The organism is Pseudomonas fluorescens (assembly GCF_000730425.1).
Lineage (GTDB): Bacteria > Pseudomonadota > Gammaproteobacteria > Pseudomonadales > Pseudomonadaceae > Aquipseudomonas > Aquipseudomonas fluorescens_X.
The window spans coordinates 998,946-1,014,105 of the sequence record NZ_CP008896.1 but is presented as its reverse complement, the minus strand read 5'-3'; the positions used below and the strand labels follow the sequence as shown (position 1 = coordinate 1,014,105).

General features: G+C 61.3%; 5 protein-coding genes. 3 read left to right on the top strand and 2 right to left on the bottom strand.

Features of this window, described 5'->3' with window-relative positions; all coding sequences use genetic code 11:
* Positions 1-135: 135 nt before the first annotated feature.
* Positions 136-7,179: an NEL-type E3 ubiquitin ligase domain-containing protein gene (locus HZ99_RS27360; protein ID WP_144243150.1), complete on the top strand. Its 7,044-nt coding sequence runs from the start codon at positions 136-138 to the stop codon at positions 7,177-7,179.
* A 125-nt stretch (positions 7,180-7,304) separates the two neighbouring features.
* On the opposite strand, the gene metH is transcribed toward HZ99_RS27360, so the two are convergent.
* On the bottom strand, positions 7,305-11,015 hold the full coding sequence (gene metH / locus HZ99_RS04140) for a methionine synthase (RefSeq protein WP_038441526.1): 3,711 nt from the start codon (positions 11,013-11,015) through the stop codon (positions 7,305-7,307).
* Between the two features lie 165 nt (positions 11,016-11,180).
* Between metH and HZ99_RS04135 the strand changes: the two genes are divergently transcribed.
* On the top strand, positions 11,181-13,487 hold the full coding sequence (locus HZ99_RS04135) for a fatty acid cis/trans isomerase (protein WP_038441525.1): 2,307 nt from the start codon (positions 11,181-11,183) through the stop codon (positions 13,485-13,487).
* A 164-nt stretch (positions 13,488-13,651) separates the two neighbouring features.
* A complete protein-coding gene (nfuA, locus tag HZ99_RS04130; protein ID WP_003190728.1) occupies positions 13,652-14,236 on the top strand; it encodes a Fe-S biogenesis protein NfuA in 585 nt (194 codons plus the stop codon).
* A gap of 173 nt (positions 14,237-14,409) precedes the next feature.
* Here the strand turns inward: nfuA and cobM are convergent, their stop codons facing one another.
* On the bottom strand, positions 14,410-15,156 hold the full coding sequence (cobM, locus tag HZ99_RS04125) for a precorrin-4 C(11)-methyltransferase (RefSeq protein WP_038441524.1): 747 nt from the start codon (positions 15,154-15,156) through the stop codon (positions 14,410-14,412).
* Positions 15,157-15,160: the final 4 nt, after the last annotated feature.

Here is a 15,160-nt window from a genome sequence, read left to right as displayed (position 1 = left end):
AGTCCTCCTGCGAGGTCTGGGTAACGTTGTTGCTCCCAACAGGATAGCCAAGGCCGGGCGAATGTGGAGGCATAGTTACCACGAACGGCAATGGTCCTTGTGATGTGCTCAGGCTCTTTCTCCTGGAGCCCTATCATGAACGACTCTCCCGCAATGCCCATGCCTGTGCCGCCCGAGCCGGTACCGTGGCGGCCTGCAACGCCCAGTATCCATCGACAGTTATTGATCAGCGTCACGCCGCAATGGCTGATCCAGAGCACTGCCCAGCGCCGCCTGGCGCTCAAGCACTTCGACGCAGCGCTGCCGCCGGCCTACTGGCGTGCGACACCTGAGCAACGCCAGTGCCTGCACGACTGTTTTGTTCAAAGTTTCACCACACAGACGGCGGTGGACCAGACGCTGTCTGCCTTGCAAGGGGTCGAAGATTTTGCCCGGCCACTGCTGGCCAACGCGCTTAAAGAGCAGTACGGCGTCACCCTGGCACCCAAGGTTGCCACGTGGCTGAGTCTCAGGAAGTCCTTGCTGGTGAGTGACTTCAAGATCGAGGCGCGAACCTACGATTTTCTGAAGCTGGACCTATTGCAGGCAGCGCTGCACAACTTTGAGGCGTCTGAATGCGAAGAGGGGGCCTTTCACCCGTCGTCCGGCTTTCGCTGGAAAGTGACGTCTTCGCGCGCGTCATCCACTGACTCATTGCTACCCGTACGGTTGGGTCGCCTCAAGGTCCATGAATTCTTGGGGTTATGCCGCAGCCTGGACCTGGGTGCAAAGTACCAAGCCTATATCAGCGATTTTTTTTCCACGGTCGACACCACCCTGCGCGAACAATTCATTGCCAGTCAAAAGGCGGCAATGAGGGCGGCGGCCGAGCTGGCACGGTTATGCCAGGACATTACCGAGGACGACTACACCCTGGTGTTGTCGGTGATCAACGGCGAGCGCTCGCCGCAGATGGAAGGGCAGCCGGTCTGGATATGCGATCTCGCTCTGATGGGATTACGCATGACGGGGTGCGTGCTGTTCCTGGCCTTTGATGATGCCCACCTTGACTCCCCCATCCTCTACATACCCCATGATCCGTATCACCCGTTGAAACGCTATGACGATCATGCACAGCTGTTGGCGACCCTCAAGCGACGGTTCACAACGCCAGGTTCGCCCACCGAGCGGATAACCGGCCCGACGGCGTACCAGCATTTTTTCAGCCAGTTCGTCGACTATGCCGATCGCCCTCACTACTTCAGTCAGTTCACCCAGGATGCGCCCGATGCCACCTTGCGCGAGAGGATCGGCTCCAATTTCCCGGGCATAGGGCAACTCTACGAGTTGCTCAGCAAGCTGACACCTTTGCGGTTGAAAGGCTTCCCACCCTTGCCGTTGGCTCCACAGGTGGCGAACCCGGATCCCTCTCTGGCGCCTCGGGCGCTGGCGTTCAAAGGCCAGGTGTTTGGCAGCGACAAAATCGATCTGTGGACCTACCTGTATGAGCGGCATCGACACAAGTGCATCACTGATGCGGCCAGCCATGCAGTGCCCACCGCGAATGTGGATGCCAGGGTGCGCAAACAGAAACTGGCGTTGCTGCTCAATATCGAGATGTTCGCCCTGAATGCGGTCGCAGGGTTCGTGCCCGTGCTGGGGGAGATCACGATGGCAATGATGGCCGGGCAATTGCTGAAAGAGGCATTCGAGGCGACGCAGGAGTGGAGCGAGGGTGATCGCAAGGCCGCCCGGGCACACTTGATCGACCTTGCGCAAAACCTTGCCTTGCTCGGTCTGACGGCGGGCGCAGGGGTTGCCTTGCGCAGGCTAAAACCTGAGCCGGTTATCGAAGCACTGGAGCCCGTGAAGCTAGCTGATGGTCAGGTGCGTTTGTGGAGACCTGACCTTGTGTCCTACAAAAAAGACATCACCCTTGTACCCGCAAGCCGGCCCAATGCCTTGGGGCAATATGAGGTCGACGGCCAGTTGCACGTTCGCCTCGATAACGCGCTCTACGAAAAGACCTTTGATCCGCAGCTCGATAAATGGCGAATCAAGCACCCTCGCGACCCCCTGGCGTACCGGCCGATCCTCGAACACAACCGGGCAGGTGCCTGGCGCCATAGCCATGAGCGCCCCTTGGCATGGGATCGCCTGACCTTGCTTCGTCGATTGGGCCCGATTACCGACGGCTTTTCGGATGAGACCTTGAGGGGTATCGGCGACGTGAGTGGTGTCAGTGATGACGTGCTGCGCAAAGTTCATCTGGATGGATTGCCGGTGCCAGCGGTGCTGGCCGATACACTGGAGCGATTCAGGGTCGATCAAGACGTCGGTGATCTGATCGGGCGGCTTCGTCGTGGCGCCGGCCTGGAGCGCCATCACGAGCACGCCTTGCCCCTTGCGGTGCAAATGCCCGGTTGGCCATTGGGGCGGGCATTGGAGGTCTTCGAGGACGTTGTTTTTGTCGGGGCCGCACGTGAGGCGGCGCGACTGGGCGAGGATGAGGCGCAGCGTTTGCTGGGCACGCCCGGGCGAGGCGGTCAGCCTGGCATCCCAGTGACAGAGGAGTGGGTCGACGGCCGCTGGGAGCCGGCAGGGCACTCCATTCGCTATGGTGCCCCGGCGCCCGAGCATGACAGCCGCCCATCGGTGAAAATCAGCCGCCTCGACTTGCAGCAAGGCCGGCTTGCCCAGGTGGTGCTGGAGGGTCTGAATGAGCAAGAAATCCGCGGTTTGTTAGGCAGTACTTCAAGCTGGGGCGGAACGCCGGGGGCGCAGGTGTTCAACGAGCGCCTGGCCGACTATGCACGGCAAAGGCAGTCGGCGTTGTTTGACGCCCTGTTACGCGGCACTGGCAGGCCCCTTATCCAAACAGGGCCGTTGCAACGACGGTTTCCCTCGCTGTCCAGGCGCGCCCAGGATGAGTTGCTCAATACCGCCAGCCCCCAGGAACTTGAGCATTTGCACGACCACGGGCGTGTCAGCGAGCGTTTGGACCTGCGGGCCCGGATCAGTGTGCAGCAAGGGCGCTTGAGCCGGGCGCTCAGTGGGCTGTATCGCGATGGGCTCGCCAGCGCTGACGGTGACCGAGTCACCTTGCACTGCCTGGAGCGCCTGCCCGGATGGCCCCAAGGCCTGCGCCTGGAGGTGCGTATAGAGAGCATCCAAGGGCCCTTGCTCGACAGCATCGGCGACGAGCACGCCCCCCTGCGCAGGTACCTGGTCAAACGTGGCGATAGCTTCCAGGCCCAGGATGTGGCTGGCAACTTGCTCAATAGCACGCCCGCCCAGGGCTGCAACCTATTGCAGGCAATCGTCGACGCCTTGCCCGACCCGGCGCGTCGATTGCTGGCTAGCGATGGGGTGGGCTTGCAGCAAGCGTTGGCTGCCTATGCCAGGCGTCACCGCGACATGATCGGCCATGACATCTTGAAGTTGCGTGCGCCACGGTCCAGGCCCGCGGTACGCCTGCCAAGCGGACGCCTGGGCTATGAGTTGTCGGGCCGAGGCGGGCCTTTTGCAGACGATGCCCGCCTGATCGCCCATGTACGCAGCGTATACCCCAATATCAGTGAAGCCGAGGCACAGGAACGGGTATGGGCCAGACGGCGTGACGGTGAAAGCACTCAGCAGATCTGGCGGCTATTTGCTAACCGTCGACGTGAGTTGATGACACTGCGTACGACGCTTGATCAATGGGCAGGCGCCGATGAGCAACGCATGCGTTCGATGGGTGATGTCATCGACTGTTGGCGCCTGGGTTGTGACCGCGGCCAAGTGCCCCATGCGACGTTGAGTCTACGGGGAGAGCAGGCACTCCCTGAGCTGCAGGCCGACTTTTCCCATGTGCGATCCTTGAATCTGTCTGGGGCCAGATTGCTGGCCCAGGACGCCGCAGGGTTGCTCCAGCCATTTCCTCGGGTGCAGCATCTGGAACTCTACGTGCTCCCTGGCCACCTCGGCGCGGTGGCTGAACGGTTGGCCAATTTCCAGGGTATTACTGGACTGTCACTGACGGGGCCCTTGCTGAGCTATTCCCCCGAAGTGCTGCTTGCTCTGAATCGCATGGTTTGGCTTGAGCAATTATCCCTGGCGGGCAGCCTGGAAAACCTGGATGTCAGCGGGCTGACGGCCTTGCGTCGGTTGACGGTATCCGGAACGCTCCAAACCTGGCCCACAGGGCTCCAGGCCCTTGAACATCTTGAATTTCTCGACCTCGCCCGGACCCAGTTGCACAGCGTGCCAGCCGAGATGTTTGTCGGGCATCAGCGCTTGTGGCGCGGTTTGCATATGAACTGGTCTGCGTATGAGCCCGAGGATTTCATGCGGGTTTATGAATACCTGCATGACAACCCGGCCCATCTGGTCGATGAGCAGCGACTGGTGCAGGCCTACTGCGAAGGTGCCTTGGGCCGCTTGAGACCCGGCGCCCAGGCATTTGTCGACAACGTCTTGGCTGGCTTCAGAACACAGGGGTTGACCTCTCGCCAGCGCCTGGAGAGGGTCGGCGCCGTGCAGGAGGAGTACCGCAGGCTGATCGGTGAACTTGAGCAGTGGTCGGATCGCGACTCGAGCATCGGCAGGGTTGAGGTGGAGCGCCAGGTCGCCTCTGAGCGCCTGATGGAATGCTGGCGCCAGGGCCTGGCACAGCGTCTTGTCGGGGCGGCGCCTGTGGCCGGGGCTCTGGACCTGTCTGGCGCCAACCTGATTGATTTCCCACAGGTGCCGGCCAGCGGGTTTGCCCACGTGCGCAGCTTGAATCTGGACGATATCGGTGTGTCACTCGAAGGCATCAATGGCTGGCTGGGTCACTTCCCCCAGCTCGACACGTTGAGCCTGGCCCGCAACAACCTGACCGAACTGCCTGTGGCACTGCTTGGGCACTCCTCCTTGCGCCACCTTGATCTGTCCCACAACTGGCTGGTCATGACGCCCGCGATACAGGCGCGCCTGAGCCGTTTGAGCGGCCTGTCATCCCTGCGCTTGCAGTACAACCCAATCAGTCGTCTGGATGTCAGCGGGCTTCACCAATTGCAGATCCTGGACCTGAGTCACAGCGCGATCTCGGACTGGCCGCAGGGTGTGCTTGAGCTGGAGGCGTTGCAGCGCCTGGATTTGAGCCACAGCGCAGTGACCGCGATCCCTGACGCGGTGTTGAGCGGGCATGAGCGGTTGCTATCCGTTACCCACTTACGCGGTTGCCGCCTCAGCCTGATGGCGCGTGCCGATGCCCGGATGTATGCGCGACGCTATGGGGCGCAATCCCCGTCAGGGCCACTGGAAACCCCCTTGGGTATCCCCCGTGAACTGCTTGCCCAAGGTCAGACGGGAGGTGAGCCTGAGTATTTTTCCGAGGATATGCTGCGACGTCCCGATTTGCTGGTGGCGCTGGCGACAGTGACTGGCGCCAACGCCGTGCCGCTGGCCCTGGCCGCGCGCCTGCAACGCCTGGCCCCGGCACTGGACGATCTGCAGGCGACGGCAAGGATTGCTGAACTGCGCGCCAGTGGTCTCGATACACGGCAGGTCGAGGCCCGGCTCGATGAATGGGAAGGGCAGTACGGGCAGTGGGTGGCGGTGCTCAATGAGTGGATCGATGTGCATGGGTATCTGGACGGTGGCTGGATCAGTGCGCTGGACCGACGGCGCGCGGCGGACCGGTTGCTGGAGAGCTGGCGTCACACCCTGCGCCCCACGCCCCCCATTGCCGGGTTGAATGGCGTTGGCGTGCTGGACTTCTCTGGCCTGTCATTGGGAGATATGCCGAGAGTGCCCATGCATTTCACGCATGTCACGGAATTGAACCTGAGCCGTGTCAGGCTGACGGCCCAGGGCTCCAACGAGTTCCTGCGGGCCTTCACTCACGTGCAGACATTGACGCTCAGTCACAACGGGCTGCACGCTTTACCTGAGGCAATCGCCGAGTTTCACGCGTTGAGACGGCTGGACCTCAGCGAAAATGTCCTGAGCGAACTGGACCTCAGGGGCCAGGTCCGGCTCGATGCCCTGTATCTGCAGAATAATCTGCTTGATGAGTGGCCCATGGGGCTATTTGAACTGCCACGCTTGCGTACCCTGGATTTGCACGACAACTGGATCGAAACACTGCCCCCCACTGCATTCGAGCCGCAACATCGTCAATTGATGGCGGGCACCAACCTGGCGGGTAACCGGCTTGGGCAACAAAGCTGTGAGGACTTGCAAGCCTACCTGGCCCATACCGGCAATGGCCTGGGGTTCACCGACGAACAGTTGGAGAACATGATTCGAGGGCATCGGGATCGCGATGAGAGGGGGGCTTTCGACTCCCCTGATTACTCTTTGAGCCATCCTGATGTTGAAGCGCCCCAGATACAGAAGGCCCGGTGGTTTGGCGGTACGCCGCCCTCATCGCCAAGACACCGGCTTTGGGATGACCTCAGTGCACAAGAAGGCAGCAGCGATTTTTTCTACACCCTGTCGCAACTGCGCAATACCGATGATTTCCTTGAAGCGCCGGCTGAGCTGACGCAACGAGTGTGGTCGGTGCTGGAGGCGATCGGCAGCAACCCGGCCATGAGGCGGGACCTGTTTGCCCGGGCGACGGCAATGATGCCGGAGGTGACCTGTGGGGATGGGCGAATCCTGATGTTCAACGAGTTTGAAAGGCGTGTACTGGAATTCGATGCGCTGAGAATGGCCGAGCACGGACAGGACGGAGCTGCGCTGCTGAAGTTCGCCCGTGGAATGATCCGCCTGGAGGCAGTAGAGGGCATCGCCCAGGCGATCAGCGAAAGTCGCCCGGACATTGACCCGGCAGAGATCCGCCTGGCCTTGCGCATAGGCCTTGCACAGCGCCTGGAGCTGCCCAGGCAGCCGTCCGGCATGCTGTACAGCGAGTTGTCAGAGATTACCCAGGCTGACCTTGATCGTGCGTATACAGCTGTTCTGGAGCGTGAAAACACCCCTGGCTTCGATGAAAGGCTGGTGGGCCTTGAGTATTGGCTCAATTACCTGAAGAAAAAATACGCCACGGACTTCTCGGCCCTGGCCCGTGAACTGGAGCGCAAAACTGACAGCCTGGATGCGCGCTACCCCGATGATGGTTCTGATTACCTGCGTGAATACGCTGTATTGGGCACCTGGAGCAAGGAGCAACGGGTAGCGCTGGCAATCCGCCTGACCCGGCAGGAGCGGGCGGAATTGAGGTTATAGGGGGGCGGCGTGTCTGGTAGTGATGTAGCGACAGCACGGGCGCTATCGCTGGCAAGCCAGCGCCTACATTCGGTATGTGGCGGGTCCAGGATTCCGTGCCCTGGTGAGCCCCCCTGTAGGAGCCCTCAGTTGTCGTAACCCAGGTTGGGCGCCAACCAGCGTTCGGTCACGGCCAGGTCCTGGTCTTTGCGGGCGGTGTAGCTCGTCACTTGGTCCTTGTCGATCTTGCCTACGGCAAAGTACTGCGCCTGCGGGTGGGCGAAGTACCAGCCGCTGACCGCTGCCGCCGGGAACATCGCGTAGTGTTCGGTGAGGAACACGCCGCTGCGCCCGGCGTGCATTTCGCGGGCCTCGGGGTCCAGCAACTGGAACAACTGGGCCTTCTCGGTGTGATCCGGGCACGCCGGGTAGCCGGGGGCAGGGCGGATACCGCTGTACTGCTCCTTGATCAGTGCTTCGTTGTCCAGCTCTTCGTCCTTGGCATACCCCCAGTAGTCTTTACGTACTTGCTGGTGCAGCCATTCGGCACAGGCCTCGGCCAGGCGGTCGGCCAGGGCCTTGACCATGATCGAGTTGTAGTCGTCGCCAGCGTCCTGGTAGGCCTTGGCCACTTCTTCGGCGCCGATGCCGGCGGTGGTGATAAAACCACCGATGTAGTCGGTCACGCCGCTGTCCTTGGGCGCAACAAAGTCGGCCAGGGAGAAGTTCGGCTTGCCATCGGTCTTGATGATCTGCTGGCGCAGGTGATGCAGCTTGGCAATCGGCTGGCCATCGTCACCGTAGACTTCCAGGTCATCCTCCTGCACCTGGTTGGTCGGCCAGAAACCGAACACCGCGCGGGCACTGATAAGTTTCTCATCGATCAACTTCTTGAGCATTTCCTGGGCATCGGCATACAGCGCGGTCGCCGCTTCACCCACCACCTCATCGGTGAGGATGCGCGGGAACTTGCCGGCCAGGTCCCAGGAGATAAAGAACGGTGTCCAGTCGATGTACTCGGCCAGCACCTTGAGGTCGATGTTGTCCAGTACCTTGGCCCCGGTAAACGTCGGCTTGACCGGGGTGTAGGTGCTCCAGTCGAACTGCGGTTTCTTGGCGATGGCCGCGGCGTAGCTCAGGCGCTCGGTGCGGGCGCTGCGGTTCGAGGTGCGTTCCCGCACGTCGATGTATTCCAGGCGCGTTTTCTCGACAAAACCGGCCTTCAGCTCCTTGGACAGCAACTGGGTGGCCACGCCCACCGCACGCGAGGCATCGGTCACGTAGATCACGGCATCGTTGCTGTACTTGGGCTCGATCTTCACCGCCGTATGGGCCTTGGAGGTCGTAGCACCACCGATCATCAGCGGCAGGTGGAAGTCCTGGCGCTGCATCTCGCGGGCCACATGCACCATTTCGTCCAGGGACGGCGTGATCAGCCCGGACAGGCCGATAATGTCGCACTTCTGCTCCTTGGCCACCTGCAGGATCTTCTCGGCCGGGACCATTACGCCCAGGTCGACAATGTCGTAGCCGTTGCAACCGAGCACCACGCCGACAATGTTCTTGCCGATATCGTGCACGTCGCCTTTGACCGTGGCCATGAGGATCTTGCCCTTGGCTTGCGGCTTGTCGCCTTTTTCCAGCTCGATGAACGGGATCAAGTGGGCCACGGCCTGCTTCATCACCCGGGCAGACTTCACCACCTGGGGCAGGAACATTTTGCCAGCGCCAAACAGGTCGCCAACGATGTTCATGCCAGACATCAGCGGGCCTTCGATCACCTCGATCGGGCGCGCGAACGACTGCCTGGACTCTTCGGTATCTTCGACGATATGGGTGGTGATGCCCTTGACCAGCGCATGTTCCAGGCGCTTGTTGACTTCCCAGCCACGCCATTCTTCGGTCTCGGCTTCCTTGACGCTGCCGTCGCCCTTGTACTTGTCGGCGATGGCAAGCAGGGCATCAGTGCCTTCCGGGGTGCGGTTGAGTACCACATCTTCCACGGCGTCGCGCAGCTCGGCGGGGATCTGGTCGTAGATCTCCAACTGGCCGGCGTTGACGATGCCCATGGTCAGGCCGTTGCGGATCGCATGCAGCAGGAACACCGAGTGGATCGCCTCGCGTACCGGATTGTTGCCGCGGAACGAGAACGACACGTTGGACACGCCACCGGAGGTCAGCGCGTATGGCAGTTCGTCGCGGATATAGGCACAGGCGTTGATGAAGTCGACGGCGTAGTTGTTGTGCTCTTCGATACCGGTGGCCACGGCGAAGATGTTCGGGTCGAAGATGATGTCTTGCGGCGGGAAGCCCACTTCATTGACCAGGATGTCGTAGGAACGCTTGCAGATCTCTTTCTTGCGCGCCTCGGTATCGGCCTGGCCGGCTTCGTCGAATGCCATCACCACCACTGCCGCGCCGTAGCGCTTGCACAGCTTGGCGTGATGGATGAACTGCTCGACACCCTCTTTCATGCTGATGGAGTTGACGATGCCCTTGCCCTGGATGCATTTGAGGCCGGCCTCGATCACTTCCCACTTGGAGGAGTCGATCATGATCGGTACGCGGGAGATATCCGGCTCGCCGGCAATCAGATTGAGGAAGGTCACCATGGCCTTCTTCGAATCGAGCATGCCCTCATCCATGTTGATATCGATCACCTGGGCGCCGGCTTCCACCTGCTGCAGGGCGACTTCCAGGGCTTCGGTGTAATTGTCCTCGCGGATCAGCCGGGCGAACTTGGCCGAGCCGGTAATATTGGTGCGTTCGCCGACGTTGACGAACAGCGACTGGCGATCAATGGTGAACGGCTCAAGGCCCGACAGGCGGCAGGCCTTGGGAATGTCAGGGATCGGGCGCGGGGCGTAGCCGGCCACGGCCTTGGCAATGGCTTCGATATGTCCCGGCGTGGTGCCGCAGCAGCCGCCGACGATATTGAGGAAGCCGCTCTGGGCGAACTCCTCAATGACCTTGGCGGTTTGCGATGGCAGCTCGTCGTACTCGCCGAACTCGTTGGGCAGGCCGGCGTTGGGGTGCGCAGAAACGTAGGTGTCGGCCTTGTTCGACAGTTCTTCCAGGTACGGCCGCAGCTCGCGGGCTCCCAGGGCGCAGTTCAAGCCCACGGAAATCGGCTTGGCGTGGCTGATGGAGTTCCAGAATGCTTCGGTGGTCTGGCCCGACAGGGTGCGACCGGAGGCGTCGGTAATGGTGCCTGAAATCATGATCGGCAATTCGACGCCCAGTGCTTCGTACACGCCCTGCACGGCAAAGATCGCGGCCTTGGCGTTGAGGGTATCGAAGATGGTTTCGATGAGGATCATGTCCGCACCGCCTTCGATCAGGCCTTGGGTGGCCTCGGTGTAGTTCTCCACCAGCTCATCGAAGGTGACGTTGCGGTAGCCGGGGTTGTTCACGTCTGGCGACAGCGAGCAGGTGCGGCTGGTCGGGCCCAGTACGCCGGCGACGAAGCGCGGCTTGTCCGGGGTTTCGAGGGTCTTGGCGTCGGCGACCCGGCGGGCCAGGCGCGCGCCTTCCAGGTTCAGTTCGTAAGCCAGCGCCTCCATACCGTAGTCGGCCTGGGACACTTGGGTGGCGTTGAAGGTGTTGGTTTCGAGGATATCGGCACCGGCATCCAGGTAGGCCTTCTCGATCCCGCCGATCACGTCCGGGCGGGTCAGGATCAACAGGTCGTTATTGCCCTTGACGTCACTTGGCCAGTCGGCGAAGCGTTTGCCACGGTAGTCTTCTTCCTCCAGCTTGTAGCTCTGGATCATCGTGCCCATGCCACCATCGAGGATCAGGATGCGTTCCTTGAGGGCTTGCTGGAGGGCTTGCAGGCGAGTGCTACGATCGGACATGGGACTACTCTAATCAGGCATTACGGAGGGCGTGGATCATAACAAACCTGTGCGCTTTTAGAGCATCTCCAGGTTTTGCATGAATATCGCTCATGTTGGTGGGGTGCCGACATCGGTAGAATCAGCGCAATTTTTCAGCGCATGCATTGAATCGAGATCGGATACATGTCACTTCGCCTCATCACCACTGCCGTCCTGGCAGTGGTCGCCTGTATTGCGCAGGCAAATCCATTACCGGCAAATGGCCCCACCCCGGCGATTTCCTATACCCGCGATGTTCAACCGATCTTCACTGAGAAATGCGTGGCCTGCCATGCCTGCTACGACTCCGCCTGCCAACTCAACCTGGGCAGTGGCGAGGGCGCGGCACGCGGGGCGAGCAAGGTGCCGGTGTATGACGGTGAACGCAGCCAGGCGTCGCAGCCGACCCGGCTGTTTTATGACGCCTTTGGCAAGGCCGCCTGGCAACGCCAGGGGTTTGCCTCGGTGCTGGATGCCCAGGGCACCCAGGCCGCGCTGATGGCACGGATGCTGGAGTTGGGCCATAAAACCCCACTGGTGCCCAATGCCAAGCTGCCCGATGAGATTGTGTTGGGCCTGAACCGCGAGAACATGTGCCCACTGCCGGGAGAGTTCGATGCCTACGCCGGTGCGCACCCCAAAGAAGGCATGCCCCTGGCGGTTACCGGCCTGACCGACCAGCAGTACCAGACCTTGCAGCGCTGGCTGGCCTCCGGTGCGCCGATTGACCAGCAAGGCCTGGCACCCAGCGCCCAGGAAGCCTTGCAGGTACAGCAATGGGAAAACCTGCTGAACCAGCCCGGTGCCCGGGAAAGCCTGGTGGCGCGCTGGTTGTTCGAGCATCTGTTCCTCGCCCATATCTATTTTGAAGGTGGTGAGCCGGGGCATTATTTCCAGTGGGTGCGCTCGCGCACGCCCAGCGGTCAGCCAATCGACCTGATCAACACCCGTCGCCCTAATGACGATCCTGGCACCCAGGTGTACTACCGCTTGTGGCCGGTACAAGGGGTGATCGTGCACAAGACCCACATTACCTACCCGTTCAGCGCGGCGAAGATGGCACGGGTCAAGTCGCTGTTCTACAGCGGTGACTGGCAGGTCATGGCGCTGCCGGGCTACGGCCCTGGCCGCCGAGCCAACCCGTTCGAGACCTTCGAGGCCATCCCGGCCAAGGCGCGCTACCAGTTCATGCTGGATAACGCCGAATACTTCGTGCGCACCTTTATTCGTGGGCCGGTGTGCCGGGGGCAGATTGCTACGGACGTGATCCGCGACAACTTCTGGACGCTGTTCCAGGACCCGGACCACGACCTTTACATCACCGATGCCCGTTATCGTGGCCAGGCCACGCCGTTGCTGGCGATGCCGGGGCAGAACGATGACGTGGGCAGTGTGTTGAGCCTGTGGCTGGCCTATCGCGACAAGCGCAATGAATACGAGGCCTTGCGCCGTGACAACTACGCGGACTTGCCGGCGCCTGGCTGGTCCAGCCTGTGGGAGGGCAATGACAACGCCTTGCTCAGCATCTTCCGCCACTTCGACAGCGCCTCGGTGACCAAAGGCCTGATTGGCGAAGTGCCGCAGACGATGTGGCTGTTCGATTACCCGTTGCTGGAGCGCACCTATTACCAGTTGGCGGTCAATTTCGATGTGTTCGGCAATGTCTCGCACCAGGCGCAGACCCGCTTGTATTTCGACCTGATCCGCAACGGCGCCGAACAGAACTTCCTGCGCCTGATGCCGGCTGATTCGCGGGACGGATACCTCGATGACTGGTACCAGAACAGCGGCAAGGTCAAGCTGTGGCTGGACTATGAAGCCATCGACAACGACAAACCCACCGGCCTGAAGCTTGACCCCCAGGACCCGAAACGCGATTTCGCCAAGCAACTGCTGGCCCGCTATGGCGACCTGAACGCCAGCCCGGACCCGATCAACCGTTGTGTTGGCGCCTATTGCTCGCGTCCCGGTATCGATCCGCAACTGCGCGACGCCGAGCAGACGCTCAGCCGCCTGACTTCCAGGCCGGCGGCCGGGCTCAAGGTGATCGAACAATTGCCGGAAGCCACCCTGCTGCGCATCCAGACCCGCAGCGGTAAACGCGAGGTGTACAGCCTGCTGCGCAACCGTGCCCACAGTAACGTGGCCTTTATGCTGGGCGAGGCCTATCGCTATCAGCCGGGCCTGGATACCTTGACGATCTACCCGGGCGTGCTCAGCAGTTACCCCAACTTCATCTTCAACGTGCCGGCCGAGGATGTGGCGGAGTTCGTCGAGGACATGGAGCTGGCCAGGGACGCCAAGCGTTTTGAGCGGATTGTCGAGCGCTGGGGCATTCGTCGCAGTCACCCGCAGTTCTGGGAGTACTTCCACGATTTGTCGCAGTACCTCCACGAAACCACGCCGGTGGAAGAGGGTGTGCTGGATATGAACCGCTACGAAAACCTCTGATAGATACGCCCCCTGTGGGAGCCGGCTTGCCGGCGATGAGGTCCTTGAGGACACCATCGCCGACAAGCCGGCTCCCACAAAGGCATTTGCCTGACAAAAATACTAGGACTTTGTGCCGCCGAGGCGATTGGCGTAAACTGCCAGCAAGCCTGTGAGGAGTTCCCATGACTGCCATAACCATTACCGACGCCGCCCACGATTACCTGGCTGACCTGCTGTCCAAGCAGAACACCCCGGGCATCGGCATCCGCGTCTTCATTACCCAGCCTGGCACCCAGTACGCAGAGACGTGCATTGCCTACTGCAAGCCGGGGGAAGAGAAGCCTGAAGACACCGCGCTGGGGCTCAAGAGCTTCACCGCGTACATCGACGCCTTCAGCGAAGCCTTCCTGGACGATGCCGTAGTCGATTACGCCACTGACCGCATGGGTGGCCAGCTGACCATCAAGGCGCCCAATGCCAAGGTGCCGAACGTCAATGCTGACAGCCCGGTCAACGAACGCATCAACTACTACTTGCAGACCGAGATCAACCCGGGCCTGGCCAGCCATGGCGGCCAGGTCAGCCTGATCGACGTGGTGGATGATGGCATCGCCGTGCTCAAGTTCGGCGGCGGTTGCCAGGGTTGCGGCCAGGCGGACGTGACCTTGCGCGAAGGCATCGAGCGCACCTTGCTTGAGCGCATCCCCGAGCTCAAGGGCGTACGTGATGTGACTGACCATACGCAGAAAGAAAACGCCTACTACTAGAGCGTTCGCTGCAAATAAAAACGGCGCCCCGTGAGCGCCGTTTTTTATTCATACAACGCATATCTACGTAGGAGCTGGCTTGCCAGCGATAGCTGTGTGTCAGGCGACATATCCAGAGGCTGATACACCGCCATCGCTGGCAAGCCAGCTCCTACCTGTTGATCGGCGTGCTGTCAGGGGCGATAGAGGTGGGCATGGCCTGCACGGTACAGCGAGGATTCGCTGAAGCTATCATTGGCCAGGACCCGGCCCACCACAATCAGCGCAGTGCGCCTGAACCCCTTCGCGGCAACCTTTTCGACAATATCCGCCAAGGTGCCAATGGCCCAATCCTGATCCGGCCACGTCGCGCGATGCACCACGGCGATCGGGCAATCCGCGCCATAGTGCGGTAGCAACTCGGCGACGATTCTCTCCAGATGATTGACCCCCAGGTGCACCGCCATGGTCGTGCCATGGCTGGCCAGGCTGGCGAAGGCTTCACCGGCCGGCATCGTGGTTTTGTCCGCATAACGGGTCAGGATCACGCTTTGGGCGATATCCGGCAGGGTCAACTCGGTCTCCAGCAGCGCGGCACAAGCGGCGACTGCGGTAACGCCGGGAATGATCTGGAAGGGGATCCCCAGCTCGCGCAAATGACGGATTTGCTCGCCAATCGCCCCATACAGGCTCGGATCACCGGAATGGACCCGCGCCACGTCCTGGCCTTTCTCATGGGCGACCTTGATCAAGCCAATGATCTGCTCCAGGTTCAGCTCGGCGCTGTTGACCACCTGCTCGGCCCGATGCCCTTCGAGTACGGCAGCCGGCACCAGGGAGCCTGCGTAGATGATCACCGGGCAACTGCGGATTAGGCGCTGGCCCTTGACGGTGATCAGTTCCGGGTCGCCGGGGCCAGCGCCGATGAAGAAGACAGTCATGGAA

What these genes read in the sequence shown, in the direction of transcription:
- HZ99_RS27360 (WP_144243150.1), top strand. Translation starts at nt 136, where the DNA reads ATGAACGACTCTCCCGCAATGCCCATGCCTGTGCCGCCCGAGCCGGTA.
- metH (WP_038441526.1), bottom strand. Translation starts at nt 11,015, where the DNA reads ATGTCCGATCGTAGCACTCGCCTGCAAGCCCTCCAGCAAGCCCTCAAG.
- HZ99_RS04135 (WP_038441525.1), top strand. Translation starts at nt 11,181, where the DNA reads ATGTCACTTCGCCTCATCACCACTGCCGTCCTGGCAGTGGTCGCCTGT.
- nfuA (WP_003190728.1), top strand. Translation starts at nt 13,652, where the DNA reads ATGACTGCCATAACCATTACCGACGCCGCCCACGATTACCTGGCTGAC.
- cobM (WP_038441524.1), bottom strand. Translation starts at nt 15,156, where the DNA reads ATGACTGTCTTCTTCATCGGCGCTGGCCCCGGCGACCCGGAACTGATC.